The following is a 14,102-nucleotide window of genomic DNA, read 5'->3' as shown; positions in this document are numbered from 1 at the left end:
GCCCCTCATCGGCGGATCAGGCCCGCGTCGGTGGCCGCCGCGACGGCGGCCGTGCGGGACTCGACACCGAGCTTGGTGTAGATCCGGGCCAGATGGGATTTGACGGTCCCCTCGGTGAGGCGGAGGTCCGCGCCGATCGCTCGATTGGACAGGCCCGCGGCGACCAGGGTGAGGACCTCGGTTTCGCGACGGGTCAGGGCGACCCCCGGCGTGCGTAACCGGTTCAGCAGCCGGTCGGCGACGGCGGGGGCCAATGCGGTGCGTCCGGCGGCGGCGGTCCGTACGGCGGCCACCAGATCTTCGGGCCGGGCGTCCTTGAGGACGTACCCGGTGGCTCCCGCTTCGATCGCCGGCAGGATATCGGCTTCGGAATCGTAGGTTGTCACGACGAGCACCCGCGGACTTCCGGGCCGTGCGGTGATCCGGGCGGTGGCCTCGGTGCCGTTCATGCCCGCACCGAACTGGAGATCCATCAGCACGACATCGATATCGCCGGCGCCCGCGCGGCCGACCGCCTCCTCTGCGGTGGCGGCCTCGGCCACCACCGCCACGCCGGGCTCGGTCTCGAGCACGGCGCGCAGCCCCGCCCGGACAACCGGGTGATCATCGGCGAGCAACAGCCGGATCCCGGTCCCCGTCACGCGAACTCCCCGACCCCGGCGCACGGAGGACCGAGGGGTAGCCGGGCAGTCAGTGTGGTGCCTTCGCCCGGCGTCGATTCGACGGTCAGCTCCCCGCCGAGCGCGCGGACGCGATCACCCATCGACGCGAGCCCGAAGCCGCCGTCGGCTCCGGCCGCGGTCGAGCCGGCGGGGTCGAATCCGCACCCGTCGTCGGCGATGGAGAGGACGACCCGGTCCCCGAGGTATCGCAGGGTGATATCGGCGCTCGCCGCGGCCGCGTGGCGGACCGTGTTCGCCAGCGCGGACTGGGCGATTCGCAGCAAGGCCACCTCGTAGGAGGTCGGCATCGGGACCGGGTCGCCGCCGCGGTGGAAGCGCGCGGTGATCCCGTGGCGGGCGTCGGTGGCGGTGCAGAGACGTTCGAGTGCGTCGGCCAAGGTGGCTCCCTCCAGCGCGGGTGGGGTGAGGGCGGCGACGAACCGGCGTGCTTCGGCGAGGTCGTCGACCGCGGTCTGGCGCGCTTGGCCGACATAGCGCAGCGCGCTGTCCGGCGCCCCGGGCAGTACCCGTTCGGCGGCGCCCAGGAGCAGCTGGATACTGGTCAGGCCCTGGGCCAGGGTGTCGTGGATCTCGCGGGCCAGCCGCTCCCGCTCGGCCAGCACCCCGGCGGCGTGTTCCGCGGCCGCCAGCTCGGCGCGGGTGGCGGTGAGTTCCTCGATCAGCCGCCGGCGTTGTTCGCTTTCGCGATAGAGCGCCTGATACCCACGGACCACTGCGACGGCCACCGCCGCGCCGAGTGCCGGGCCGATGGCCATCGGCGCGCCGAATGTGCTCTGGTGGGCGGCGAAGCCGATTACGGCGACCACCGCGGTGACCGCGACAGCGGCGATTCCGGCGCGTCGTGGCAGCAGATGCAGTTGGAGGAAGTACAGCGGGAAGGCCACCCAGACCCCGTCGGCGGATATCACGAGCAGGGCGAGCCAGGCGCAGACGAGGACGGCCAGCCAGACCGCCGCGGCCCGCCCGGAACCGCGCACAGCGGGCAGCACCGATCCGCTCGCGTACACCAGCCCGCAGACCGTGGCCGCCGCCGCGACCGCACCGGCGTGCGGGTGGTGGCCGGCGACTGCCCGCCCCACCGCGAGTACGAGCAGTGCCAGGACCAGCAGGTGCAGGGACCAGGCCAGGGCTCTGGGGGTGAAAGTGTGGGTGGTGTTCACGGTCCCCCCAGCCTAAGCAGCAGTGTGCGGGGCTGCCTCTGTCGAAAGTAGGAACCGTCGCTGTGCCTTCGGGCCGGTCGTTCTCCGTCCCGGGGCAGATGTGCGCGCGGTGCCGGGCGGCGAGGGTGGAGATACCACCCCCTCATGAAAGGGCTGCCGCCCGTGTTCGTCGCCTGGAGAGACCTGAAATTCGCCCGCGGGAGATTCGCGCTCATGGGCGTCGTCATCGTGCTGATCAGCCTGTTGATCGGCGTGCTGTCCGGCCTGACCGCGGGCCTGGCGCAGCAAAATATTTCCGCGATCACCGATCTGCCCGTGAGCAAGATCGTATTCGGCGCGGACGGCACCGGCGCCGAGCTGTCGTACACCGAATCCGTCATCACCGAGGACCAGTGGCGCAGATGGGCGGAAACTTCCGGCGTCGACACCGCCGAACCACTGGGAATCAGCACTGTCACCGCGAAAGCGGGAAGCAGGACCGCAGGGGTCAGCGTCTTCGGGGTGAGGCCCGGTTCGGCCCTGGCCCCCGCCGGAGACCTGATCGGTGCGGGGACCGCGGTACTGTCCGGCGCCGCGGCCGACGACCTCGGCGTCGAGCCCGGCGAAACCCTCACCTTCGCCGGCCGGACGCTGACGGTCGCGGCGGTGCGCGGTGACGCCTCGTTCGCGCACACTCCCGTGGTCTGGACCGGGCTGGACGCCTGGCGACCTACGGTGCCTTCGGCCGAGGGATACGGTGAACCGATCGCGACCGTCCTCGCGCTGAACACGGACGCGGGAGTGGACGTGCGGGCCGTCGACGAGGCGGCCGGGACGACGACGGTCTCGACGCGCGATTCGCTGGCCGCAATCGGGTCCTACACCTCCGAGAACAGTTCACTACAGCTGATGCGCGGGCTCCTGTTCGTCATTTCCGCGCTGGTCGTCGGCGCGTTCTTCACCGTGTGGACCATTCAGCGCAGCCGTGATGTCGCCGTCCTGAAAGCGCTCGGCGCGTCCACCGCACGGCTGCTCGCGGATGCTCTGGGCCAGGCGGTCGTCCTGCTGGCCGGCGGCACGCTGCTCGGCACCGGACTGGCGATCGGGCTGGGTGCCGCCGTCCGCGGCGCGTCCGTGCCGTTCCTGCTGACGCCCGCCGACGCCGCGGTATCGGCCGCCTCACTGATCGTGCTGGGCCTGCTCGGCTCTGCCCTGTCCATTCGCCACATCACCTCTGTCGACCCGTTGACCGCTCTGGAGTCCGTGCGATGACCCTGAATCTGACCGCCGTCACCCTGTCCTATCCCGATGGACCGGCGCGCACGACCGCCTTGGACGACGTGGACCTGGATGTCCCCGCCGGCACGCTCATCGCCGTGGTGGGGCCCTCCGGTTCCGGCAAATCCAGCCTCCTGGCCGTGGCGGCCACTCTCATCACTCCGGATTCGGGGACGGTGACCGTGGACGGTATCGAGACCACCGGTATGTCGCGGCGAGCGCTGGCCGCCCTCCGTCGGCAGAAGATCGGGATCGTCTTCCAGCAACCCAATCTGCTGCCCGCGCTCACCGCCGCCGAACAGTTGACGGTCGCGGCGCGCGTCACCGGCGGCAGCACCCGGGGCGTGCACGACCGGGCCCTGCGGACACTCGAATCGGTCGGTCTGGCCGAGGTGGCCGGATGGCGTCCGCACCAGCTCTCCGGGGGGCAGCGTCAGCGGGTGAATATCGCCCGAGCGCTGATGAACGACCCCGCCGTGCTCCTGGTCGACGAACCCACCAGTGCCCTGGACCGCGAGCGCGGCGCGGCCGTCGTCGATCTGATCGCCGGCTCGACCCACCGTCGCGGGATCGCCACCGTCATGGTCACGCACGACCCGACCCACCTCGCGGCGGCCGATCGGGTCGTGGAGGTACGCGACGGCCGACTGCACGCTCCGGCGGCCGTCGGGCGCTGACCGCGTCCCGGGAGTGCCCGCCGGGGGGCGCCCGGACCTCCCGGCCTGCGCCCGTACCGGCGGGTGTCAGTCCGCCCGATGATCGGGCTCGCGCTCCGCCGCGTACTTCCTGGCCCAGGTGTAGTCCGGTTTACCGCTGGGGGACCGCACGATCGTGTCCGTGATCCATACCGCCCGGGGCACCTTGTACCCGGCGAGGTGGCCGCGGACATGGGCGCGCAGCCCGGCGGCGTCCAGCGCGCCTCCGGTGAGGCTGACGACCACCGCGACCTGCTGGCCCCAGCGTTCGTGCGGCACCCCGATCACGGTGGCGTCGTAGATGTCGGGGTGCGCTTTCACCACGCCCTCGACCTCTTCGGCGAACACCTTCTCGCCGCCGGTGTTGATCACCATATTGCCGCGGCCGATGAGGCTGATGGTGCCGTCGTCCTCCAGCCGCGCCCGGTCGTCGGTGACCACGATCCGCTGCCCGTCCACGACCTTGAACAGCTTCTCGGTGCGTTCCGGGTCCTTGTAGTAGCCGATCGGGACCGCGCCGGTCTTCGCCAGCCAGCCTTCTTCGCCCGGTTCCACCGGACGCCCGTCGTCGTCGACGACCACCGCGCCCCGCCCGATCGACACCCGGGGTTTGCGCGCCGGGTCCTCGTCGCGTTGCGCGAATCCGATACCGCCGAAACCGGTTTCGGAGGAGCCGATGGAATCGGAGACGAACAGGTTCGGGATCAGGTCCAGCAGTGCGTTCTTGGTCGGCTGGGTGAGCAGCGCGGCGCCCGAGGCGATCATGAACAGTCCGGTGGTGTCGACGGGGTCGGCGCGGTAGGAGTCGATGAGCGGGCGGGCCATCGCGTCTCCGGTGACGACCATGACGCCGGGACGTTCGGCGGCCACCGTGCGCCAGACATGGGCGGGATCGAACCGGGGTACGAAGATCACGCAGTTACCGGACCACAGCGCGATGAAGGTCGGCATCATGGCCGCCAGATGCATGAGCGGCGGCAGGATCAGCCAGGTGGAGGGTTCGCCCGCGGCGCCGGTGCGGGACTGCTGGTATTCGTCGGTGACGGGTTCGTTGCTGTAGAAGTCGATCCCACCGCCGAGCACCCGCCACATGTCCTCCTGCCGCCACAGCACGCCCTTGGGCATACCGGTGGTGCCGCCGGTGTACATGACGAACAGATCGTCGGCGGTGCGCGGGACCTCCGGCCGGGCGGTGGGTGCGGCCGCGGTGACCTCGGCCAGGCAGTCGACACCGGCGTCGGCCGGAGTGCGGTCGTCGGCCGCGCACAGCAGGTACTTCAGCCGCGGCGACCGCTGCGCCGCGGCGCGTACCGCCTCCCCGTAACAGGCGTGGTACACCAGATATTCGAGGTCGGCGTTGTCGTAGAGGTAGGCGAGTTCCTCGGGGCCGTACCGGAAATTGATGTTCACCGGTACGGCGGCCAGTTTGAAGCAGGCGATCAGCGTCTGCATCGTATCGATGCTGTTGTGCATCTGGAATCCCACATGCGTGCCGCGGGTGACCCCCTGGGCCGCGAGGTGGTGGGCGAGCCGGTTGGCGCGTTCGTCCAGTTCGCGGTAGGTGACGCGCCGACCCTCCTCGATCAGCGCGATCCGGTCGGGCACGGCGTCGACCGAGTGTTCGAACAGGTCGGCGAAATTATTGGCCATATCAGTCCTGCGGTGGGCCGGGCACGGGGTGCCGGGTGGGGTCAGACAACGGTGAGGGGCAGCGGGATACCGCGGTCGGTGAACCGGAAGTCGACGCCCGTGCTGAAGCGGGTGATAGCCACCTCCGGTGCTTCGGCGAACGGTTCGTCGGCGCGCGAGATCTCGGCGGTCCAGCCGTCGGGTCCCTCGTCGAGGACCCGGCTCCGCAGATGCGGATCGACTCCGCGGACCAGGGAGTCCAGCGGGCCGAGGTGGCCGGGTTCGATCATCGACAGCCAGCCGCGGTCGGTGAGCGCGCCGCTGGCACCGGGGAACCGGATCCGCAGGACACCGACGCCGGGCTCGACTTCGACATCGGTGTAGTGCCGCGGATTCAGCGCCGGGTGTACGCGCAGCACCTGGGCCAGCGCGTCCAGGTCGGTGCCCAGGCCGAGGGCGGCGCGGATCCGTTCCGAGGCCACCCCGGCGATCCCGGTGAACTGTTTGCGCCCGATCTCTAGTGCGGCGTCGTCATGGGTGCGTTCGTGCACCGCGATCATGAAGCCGAGCACCAGCAGATGCTGCTGCAGGCACACCTCCTCGGCGATCCGGACCAGGGCCGAATGCGAGAAGTCGGCGAACCGCAGATCGCTGAGCAGTGGCCCGCGGTAGTCGGCGCGGCCCTCGTCGTCCGGGTCGATATCGGCCAGCGGTAACCGCGCGGCCACCGACTCCGCCACCAGCGGCGCGTTGCGCGGGACCTCCGGCGGGGTGTGCGATTCGTCGATGACCACCGTCCACGCGCACATGGGGTGCCGGTCGGCGGGAACCCGGGGTGGGCGGTGGATGGGCCGTACCTGGGCATACTTGTTCGTGGCCAGTGCCGTGGCGTCGAAGGTGGGGTCCTCGATGTCGTGGCACATGGCCGTCACATAGTCGGGACCCATCGGCTCGACGTCGACCAGGGCGCCGCAGTGGTCGAGCCAGAACTCGCCGTGGCGGGCGTCGTCGACGCGGAACCGGAAGTCCATGAACTGCGGTGGCGCGCCGATATCGAGCTGGAGTCCCTTGAAGATGGTGACCACGTCGTCGCCGGTGTAGCCGAGCGCCCGCTGCATCCGCCGGGTATAGATCGGGCTGGACAGCTGCCATTCCTCGATCGCGACCTCGGCCATCCCCTCCCGGCCGAACGCGGAGATACAGTGCGCCATCCCGGACCGATCGATCAGCTGCCCGCACAGCAGCAGTTCGGGCACCAGGACGGCCAGCTGCTCCCGGGTCAGCTGGTGGAACCTGCTGGTGGGTACCGACATCGGGGTCACCAGAGGGAGGCCGGCGCGGTGCCGATCGGGTACCAGCCCGGCAGCCGGCCGGAGGTGGCCTTGGCGATCCGGGCGTTCATCCCGTCCGACATCGCCTTATCGGTCATCATCTCCAGGAACAGCGCCGAGACATTGCCGTAGTCGAAGAAGTCGCGCTGCCACGACCACTGGTAGTCGCCGCCGTAGCGGAACCAGCTGCCGCCGATACCGTTCACCGTGTACTTGCTGCCGTCGGCGCGAGGCGTGGTGTCGTACACCTGCTTCCAGAAGCCGATGACGTCGCCGCTGCGTTCGTCGATGACGAACTGCTGGTAGGGGTACTGCCAGCCCTCGAGGCCCTCCATCTCCTGGCCGAGCGCGAGTTCGCGGATCTCGTCACGGCCGACGGCCATGAATTCTTCCTTGGGGCCGTAGTTCCAGCCGTAGGTGGCGTCAGGGGTGTACATATCGGCGAGCGGCTTCCAGTCGCCGAGCTTCTCGCACCGTTCGTTCTCCGCCACCCAGCGGCGCACCATCTCGTCGAGTTCGGCGCGGTCGAAACCTGTCATGGATATGTCCCTTTCGAAAAGGATCTGGCTGGATCGGTCGGTAGCTGTGTTCGTCGAGCGCAGGCGAGACGGGCGATCGGTCGACAGGCCGGCGCGGGAGCCGGTGCGCGGGCGGCGGTGTCGCACCGGCGCCCGCGGCCCGATTCGCTCAGTCGGTGTCGGCGACGAGCAGCAGGGCCTGGGTGGGGCAGTAGCGGACGGCGTTGTCGACATCGGCTTTCAGTTCCGGGCCCGGGTTCGGGTCGAGGATCTCCACCTGGCCGCGTTTGGGTACGGAGAAGACGTCCGGCGCTTCGGCGGCACAGACGGCGTGTCCTTGGCACAGGTCGAGATCGGCCACGATTTTCATGATGTGTGCTCCCTCGGCGTGGAGTGTGCGGGGCGGTTTCCGGGGACGGCGGGGCGTGGCGCTCCCGGGTCGGAACCTGCCCGGTCCGAGAACGAGTTCCTCCCGGATGGCGGGCGGTCGGCCCGTCGGGAAGACACATAGCTGGACATGTGTCTGGACGCTACCATCGACAGGTGTGCCCGACAACGATTCAGCGATTTTCCCAGAATCGGCGCCGAGGCCGTGGTGATTCACGAAGGTCGCGGGACATGCTTTCCTGACGGTTTCCCGCAGCATGAACGAGAACATGTTCTTGCGTGTCGGCGAGCGTCCGAATTATATTCCGTACACCTGTCCAGACACTTCCGGCGGAGCGATCCGGCGGCGAAGGAGCAGCCATGAGCGACCCGACCCCCGAGCCCACCGTGCGTGAACGCGGGCTGGCCAAGATGGCGGAGGTCTACGGATGGGAGTTCAAGGACGGCCCCGGCGACCATTTCGCCGTCACCGCCGACCACCTGTTCGCCGAGATCTGGTCGCGTCCCGGCCTCACTCTGCGCGACCGCAGGCTGCTGCTGCTCGGGGCGCTCACCGCCCAGGGCCTGTTCGATGTCGCCGGTATCCAGATCGGCGCCGCCCTGCACAACGAGGAACTCGACGAAACCCAGCTGCGCGAGATCGCGCTGTTCCTCTGCCACTACGTGGGCTGGCCGGCCGGCACCTCACTGGACCACGTGATCGGCGCCCAGCTCGACCAGCACGCCAAGAAGGCGAAGAAAGCCGCCGAGACCGGGCGCTGACGACCACGACCTTCCACCCGCCGGGACGCGCCACGGCCCGCCGGCCCCACCACAGACAAGGCACACGAGTATGCGTTTCGGCATCGTTCTGTTCACCAGTGACCGCGGGATCGCCCCCGCCGCCGCGGCCCGGGCCGCCGAGGACCACGGATTCTCCTCGTTCTACGTCCCCGAACACACCCATATCCCGGTGAAGCGCGAAGCCGCCCACCCCCAGACCGGCGACGCGTCGCTGCCCGACGACCGCTATATGCGCACCCTCGACCCGTGGGTCGCGCTCGCCACCGCCGCCGCGGTCACCGAACGGATCGAACTGGCCACCGCGGTCGCCTTGCCGGTCGAACACGATCCCATCACCCTCGCCAAGACCATCGCCTCGCTCGACCACCTCTCCGGCGGCCGGGTCACGTTGGGCGCCGGCTTCGGCTGGAACACCGATGAGCTGGCCGATCACGGCATACCCGGCAACAAACGGCGCACCGCGCTGCGGGAATACCTGGAGGCCATGCGGGCGCTGTGGCGTGAGGACGAGGCCGCCTACGACGGCGACTTCGTGAAGTTCGGGCCCAGCTGGGCCTGGCCCAAGCCGGTCGACCGTACCGTTCCCGTCCTGATCGGCGCGGCGGGTACCGAACGGACCTGCGCCTGGATCGCGAAACACGCCGACGGCTGGATCACCACCCCGGGGGAGAACGATATTTCCGGCAGTCTGGCGACGCTGAAGAAGGCATGGGCCGACGCCGGCCGCGAGGGTGCGCCGCGGGTGGTTGCCCTGGATTTCAAGCCCGATCCCGAACGCCTGGCGTCCTGGGCCGCCGACGGTGTCACCGATGTGCTGTACGGCTTGCCGGACAAGGGCGAACCGGAGGTGCGTGCCTATCTCGAACGGCTGGCTGGCAAACTGCGGAGCATGAATTCGATCACCGAGACGGGCGAGGACAGCTAGTGCGGATAGCCCTGTTGTCCTACCGCAGCAAGCCTCATTGCGGTGGGCAGGGGGTCTACGTGCGCCGCCTCAGCGCCGGACTGGCCGAACTCGGCCACGACGTGGAGGTCTTCTCCGGTCAGCCCTATCCCGCCGACCTGGATCCGCGCGTAACCCTGACCGAGGTGCCCAGCCTGGACCTCTATCGCGACGAGGACCCCTTCCGCACGCCGCACCCCCGCGAGATCCGGGACCGGATCGATCTGCTCGAACTGGCCACCATGTGGACCGCCGGCTTCCCGGAACCGCGCACCTTCAGCCTGCGCGCGGCCCGGCTGCTGCGGACGCGGGTCCACGATTTCGACGTCGTGCACGACAACCAATGTCTCGGCAGTGGGCTGCTCGATATCGCGAAACGGCTGCCCCTGGTCGCCACCGTGCACCATCCCATCACCAAGGACCGCGAGGTGGACCTGGCGGCGGCCGTCTGGCGGCGCAAACCCCTCGTGCGCCGCTGGTACGGCTTCCTGGGTATGCAGCAGCGCATCGCCCGGCGGATCCCCGATCTGCTCACCGTCTCCTCGTCGTCGGCCACCGATATCACCGACGATTTCGGTGTCGATCCCGGACAGATCGATGTCGTGCCGCTGGGTGTGGACACCGAACTGTTCGCGCCGCGTGGCCCGCGGGTGCCGGGCCGGATCGTCGCCGTCGCCAGCGCCGACAAACCCCTCAAGGGCATCACCCATCTGCTGCAGGCGCTGACCCGGCTGCGGATCACCCACCGGGTGGAATTACAGCTGGTGGCGAAACTGGAGCCCAACGGGCCCACCGAGAAGCAGATCGCCGAACTCGGCCTCTCCGATATCGTCACGGTCCGCGCCGGGCTCACCGATACCGAACTCGCCGAGGTGCTGGCGTCGGCGGAGATCGCCTGCATCCCGTCCCTCTACGAGGGGTTCTCGCTGCCCGCGGTGGAGGCCATGGCGTCGGGGACCCCGCTGGTGGTCAGCCGCACCGGTGCGCTCCCGGAGGTCGTCGGCGAGCCGGGCGTCTGCGCCGAACTCACCGAACCCGGCGATTCCGCCGAACTGGCCCGGGTGATCGGGCAGCTGCTGGATTCCCCGCAGACCCGGCAGCGGATGCAGACCGCCGCCCGGGACCGCGCCGTCTCGGTGTTCAGCTGGGAGTCGGTGGCCGCACAGACCGTGCAGGTGTACGAGCGGGCCATCGCCCGGCACACCGGATCGGCAGAATTCATCTCAGGAGGCGCCTCGTGCTGACCGTCGACTTCGACCGCGCCGGAATCGGTCCGGGCACCCGGGTCATCGATGTGGGGTGCGGAGCCGGCCGGCACTCGTTCGAGGCCTACCGCCGCGGCGCCGACGTGGTCGCCTTCGACCAGGACGCCCCCGAACTCGCCGGGGTCGCCACCATGTTCGAGGCCATGGCGCAGGCCGGGGAGGCGCCCGCCGGGGCGAAAGCCGAAGCCGTCCAGGGTGACGCGCTCGACCTGCCCTACGGCGCAGGGGAATTCGACGTCGTCATCGCCTCGGAGATCCTGGAACATGTGCCCGCCGACGACGCCGCCATCGCCGAACTGGTGCGGGTGCTGCGCCCGGGCGGGCAGCTGGTGGTGACCGTGCCGCGATGGCTGCCCGAGCGGGTGTGCTGGGCGCTGTCGGACGAGTACCACGCGAACGAGGGCGGGCATATCCGCATCTACAAGGCGGACGAACTGCGGGACAAGATCACCGCGCGCGGCCTGCGGCACACCCACCGCACCCATGTGCACGCCCTGCACTCACCGTACTGGTGGATCAAATGCGCGGTGGGCGTACACAAGACCGAGCATCCGCTGGTCCGTGCCTACCATCGGATGCTGGTGTGGGACATGATGAAACAGCCGGCGCTGACCCGGACGGCGGAGCGCCTGCTCGACCCGCTGGTCGGCAAGAGCGTGGCGTTGTACTTCAGCAAGCCGGCGGTGACCCGTGCCGGCGGGTGAACTCCCCTCGGTCCCTTCGGTTCTCACCCGCCGCCAGATCCTGCAGACCGCGCAGTCCATCGCCGCCGCGCAGGAACCCGACGGTGCGATCCCGTGGTTTCCCGGCGGACACACCGACCCCTGGGATCACATCGAATCGGCGATGGCGCTCACCGTCGCGGGGCTGCGCGACGAAGCAGTCGCCGCCTACACCTGGTCGGCGCGCACCCAGCGCCCCGACGGGTCGTGGCCCCGGCAGTTCCGCGCCGGCGAGATCGAGGACCCGGCCACCGATGTGAACTTCTGCGCCTATCTCGCCACCGGTGTCTGGCACTATCTCGCGGTCACCGGCGATACCGCGTTCGCGGCCGATCTGTGGCCGGTGGTGGCCGCCGCGATCGACCTGGTCGTCGCGAGCCAGGGTGAGCACGGTGAGATCTATTGGCTGCGTGACGGCGACAAGGTCCTGCCCGAGGCGCTGGTGACCGGTTCGGCCAGTATGTACCACAGCATCGGCGCCGCCCTGGCGCTCGCGCGCCGGCTCGGCGATCCCCGCCCGGAGTGGGCGACCGCGCGCGACCGGCTCGGCACCGCACTGCGCGACCATCCGCAGGTGTTCACCCCCAAGGACCGCTATTCCATGGACTGGTACTACCCGGTCCTGGGCGGGGCGCTGCGCGGTCGGGCGGGGCACGACCGTATCGCCGAACGCTGGGACACCTTCGTGGTCGGCAATATCGGTATCCGCTGTGTCAGCGACCGGCCCTGGGTCACCGGCGCCGAAACCTGTGAACTCGTCCTGTCCCTCGACGCCCTGGGCGACCGCGACCGCGCTCTGAGCCTGCTGGCGAGCATTCAGCATCTCCGGGAGACCGACGGCTCCTACTGGACCGGGCTGGTGTACGCGGACGGGAAACGCTGGCCGGTGGAACGCACCACCTGGACCGGCGCCGCGGTGATCCTGGCCGCGGACGCCCTGTCCCGGACCACGGGCGGCAACGGAATCTTCCGTGATCTCGCCGCAGACGCCGTCCCGGGGCACTCGATCGCGGTGCGGGTCAGCGGGTAATAGACGAGCTTTTGTCCGCGCTGATATGCTCACGCCCCGTGAGTGGCGGGGGGTTCGACATTTTCGGTAGCCGGACGCGGGACAGTGATAACTCGTCGTCTCCGGGCGATTCGAGCCCGAGGCGCTGATGGCGACAGAGTTCTCGGTCGATCTGGACCATCTCGATCAGGTTGTTGCTCGATTATCCGGGTTGGCAGGTTATCTCACCGATCAACTCGACCAGATCGACGATCGGGTGGCGACGCTGCGCGGCACCGGATGGGAAAGCGTAGCGGCGCGGGCATATTCGGACGCGCATCGAGTGTGGGCGGATGGCGCGCGAGAGTTCGTCGAAGGCGTACAAGGTATGCGTGATGCCCTGAAGGCAGCGCACGAGGCCTATACCGAGGCGGCGGATGTGAACTCGCGGATGATGCGTGGTGACTCCTGAATGGGCATCACGGTCGATCCGCAGACCTACTACAACGCGGCGACGAAGTGCGCAAAAGTAAACAGTGAACTTCTCACCGCGTTCTCGGAGCTGTGGCAGGACCTGAACGGTTCCGGCCAGATGGCCGGCAGTTACGACAAAGTACAGGCCTGGGCGGCGGCCTACGACGAGAACGCGATGGATCTGCTGAGCACCTGCGCCTCGCTGTCCAATGCCCTCGCCAATTTCTCCAACGTACTGAACACCGCGGGTAACAATTGGATGCAGGCGAATTGGAACGCCAATCCGAATTCCGCGAAAGGGCCCGCGCCCACACCGCCCTTTCATGTTCCGCAGGGGTTGGTTTTCCGGAACGGCGTGGAACCGCCGCCCTCGTGCTTCGGTGGCTCGGCGAAGGGTTTGGACACCAGTGTTCCGGGACTGGTGGACCAGGTCCGGTACGCGGTGCCCAACGGCGACCGTGATCGTCTGCAATCCGCCCAGGACTCTTGGAAGAAGTTCGCGGAGGCCGCGGCTGTCAAGAACGCGGCCGACGAGATCAAGAAGATCATCGGGACGTTCCACGAGGCGAACACAGCAGCACCGGACCTTGCGGATATCGAGAATCATCTCACGACATTGTCGAGTGGTGCGGCAGCCGTGGCATCGGTTTCCCTGTCGTTGTCCGGTGCGGTCGGTGAGCACCGGACCGAATTGGTGGCCTTCCGCGCGGATCTGGACCATCAGGTCAACGACCTGATGAAGGACCTGTTCTGGATTGCGGTGGGAACGGTCGCGGTGGTCGCGCTGACCGAGATCTTGACCGTGGGTGTGGCGACTCTCGGCCCGGCCGAAGCCGAAGCGGCCGCCGGGACGGCTGCCGGCGCGGCGGCGGTGACGCGGGCCGCCGGGGGGATCCGCGACCTCTGGAACATCTGCCGCTTGTTCCAGGTGCTGGAGATCGGCGTAGGAGTTGCGGCACTCGTGGCCGTGGCTCAGCCGCTCGAAATTCAGAGTAAGTTGAACGAGATCGCGGCCCTGGTGGCTGCCGGAGTTGCCGGTGCCTTCGTGGCGGAGATGGCGAAGGGCGGCAAGCAGCGAGTCGCGGATACGGGAATCGAAAACGAAATGCGTGACCTGATGGGACGGGAACAGCTGAGTGAATGCGGGGCGTTGGCGAGGTTGTTCGACGAGGCGAAGTCGTCGAGTGATCGCAAGCGATTGCAGCGGATCAAGGCTACGCAGAAGTATTACGACTGTCGTCATTCCAGCGGGGGCGGGGGCCGCTAG

Annotated in this window: 15 protein-coding genes; 9 read left to right on the top strand and 6 right to left on the bottom strand. The window is 68.9% G+C overall.

What is annotated here, in order from left to right; translation table 11 throughout:
• Positions 1–5: 5 nt before the first annotated feature.
• Both ABZV91_RS03105 and ABZV91_RS03100 read right to left on the bottom strand, forming a co-directional pair.
• Positions 6–641 (bottom strand): response regulator transcription factor, encoded by a 636-nt coding sequence (locus ABZV91_RS03105; protein ID WP_355234559.1) that lies wholly within the window; start codon positions 639–641, stop codon positions 6–8.
• Positions 638–1,843 carry a sensor histidine kinase gene (locus ABZV91_RS03100; protein WP_355234556.1) on the bottom strand — a complete coding sequence of 402 codons (1,206 nt, stop codon included), beginning with the start codon at positions 1,841–1,843 and terminating at the stop codon, positions 638–640. Before ABZV91_RS03100 ends, ABZV91_RS03105 begins: the two co-directional genes overlap by 4 nt.
• A gap of 144 nt (positions 1,844–1,987) precedes the next feature.
• Between ABZV91_RS03100 and ABZV91_RS03095 the strand changes: the two genes are divergently transcribed.
• Together ABZV91_RS03095 and ABZV91_RS03090 are read left to right on the top strand one after the other, a co-directional pair.
• A complete protein-coding gene (locus ABZV91_RS03095) occupies positions 1,988–3,094 on the top strand; it encodes an ABC transporter permease (protein WP_355234553.1) in 1,107 nt (368 codons plus the stop codon).
• The gene (locus ABZV91_RS03090) at positions 3,091–3,777 is read left to right on the top strand and encodes an ABC transporter ATP-binding protein (protein WP_355234550.1); all 687 of its coding nucleotides are present in this window, start codon (positions 3,091–3,093) and stop codon (positions 3,775–3,777) included. The genes ABZV91_RS03095 and ABZV91_RS03090 overlap by 4 nt, the downstream gene beginning before the upstream one ends.
• A gap of 66 nt (positions 3,778–3,843) precedes the next feature.
• Here the strand turns inward: ABZV91_RS03090 and ABZV91_RS03085 are convergent, their stop codons facing one another.
• The 4 genes from ABZV91_RS03085 to ABZV91_RS03070 all read right to left on the bottom strand — a co-directional run bounded on the left by ABZV91_RS03085 (position 3,844) and on the right by ABZV91_RS03070 (position 7,643).
• Entirely contained in the window at positions 3,844–5,445 is a 1,602-nt protein-coding gene (locus ABZV91_RS03085) for an acyl-CoA synthetase (protein ID WP_355234547.1), read from the bottom strand.
• Positions 5,446–5,486: 41 nt separating this feature from the next.
• Entirely contained in the window at positions 5,487–6,737 is a 1,251-nt protein-coding gene (locus ABZV91_RS03080) for a hypothetical protein (RefSeq protein ID WP_355234544.1), read from the bottom strand.
• Positions 6,738–6,742: 5 nt separating this feature from the next.
• Entirely contained in the window at positions 6,743–7,294 is a 552-nt protein-coding gene (locus ABZV91_RS03075; RefSeq protein WP_355234541.1) for a nuclear transport factor 2 family protein, read from the bottom strand.
• 148 nt (positions 7,295–7,442) lie between these two features.
• Entirely contained in the window at positions 7,443–7,643 is a 201-nt protein-coding gene (locus tag ABZV91_RS03070; protein WP_030519976.1) for a ferredoxin, read from the bottom strand.
• Between the two features lie 377 nt (positions 7,644–8,020).
• On the opposite strand from ABZV91_RS03070, the gene ABZV91_RS03065 reads away from it, so the two are divergent.
• The 7 genes from ABZV91_RS03065 (at position 8,021) to ABZV91_RS03035 (ending at position 14,102) form a co-directional block, all read left to right on the top strand.
• Complete coding sequence (locus tag ABZV91_RS03065) at positions 8,021–8,422, top strand: carboxymuconolactone decarboxylase family protein (protein WP_355234537.1); 402 nt, start codon at positions 8,021–8,023, stop codon at positions 8,420–8,422.
• 70 nt (positions 8,423–8,492) lie between these two features.
• On the top strand, positions 8,493–9,368 hold the full coding sequence (locus ABZV91_RS03060) for an LLM class F420-dependent oxidoreductase (RefSeq protein WP_355234534.1): 876 nt from the start codon (positions 8,493–8,495) through the stop codon (positions 9,366–9,368).
• Positions 9,368–10,630 (top strand): glycosyltransferase family 4 protein, encoded by a 1,263-nt coding sequence (locus ABZV91_RS03055; protein WP_355234532.1) that lies wholly within the window; start codon positions 9,368–9,370, stop codon positions 10,628–10,630. Before ABZV91_RS03060 ends, ABZV91_RS03055 begins: the two co-directional genes overlap by 1 nt.
• Positions 10,624–11,355: a class I SAM-dependent methyltransferase gene (locus ABZV91_RS03050; RefSeq protein ID WP_355234529.1), complete on the top strand. Its 732-nt coding sequence runs from the start codon at positions 10,624–10,626 to the stop codon at positions 11,353–11,355. The genes ABZV91_RS03055 and ABZV91_RS03050 overlap by 7 nt, the downstream gene beginning before the upstream one ends.
• Positions 11,342–12,403: a prenyltransferase gene (locus ABZV91_RS03045; protein WP_355234526.1), complete on the top strand. Its 1,062-nt coding sequence runs from the start codon at positions 11,342–11,344 to the stop codon at positions 12,401–12,403. The genes ABZV91_RS03050 and ABZV91_RS03045 overlap by 14 nt, the downstream gene beginning before the upstream one ends.
• A gap of 127 nt (positions 12,404–12,530) precedes the next feature.
• Positions 12,531–12,833: a WXG100 family type VII secretion target gene (locus ABZV91_RS03040; RefSeq protein ID WP_355234523.1), complete on the top strand. Its 303-nt coding sequence runs from the start codon at positions 12,531–12,533 to the stop codon at positions 12,831–12,833.
• Positions 12,834–14,102: a polymorphic toxin type 34 domain-containing protein gene (locus tag ABZV91_RS03035; RefSeq protein ID WP_355234520.1), complete on the top strand. Its 1,269-nt coding sequence runs from the start codon at positions 12,834–12,836 to the stop codon at positions 14,100–14,102.

Origin of the sequence: Nocardia sp. NPDC004568 (assembly GCF_040609955.1) — a bacterium.
Taxonomy (GTDB): Bacteria; Actinomycetota; Actinomycetes; order Mycobacteriales; family Mycobacteriaceae; genus Nocardia.
This window is presented reverse-complemented; position numbering and strand designations above follow the sequence as displayed.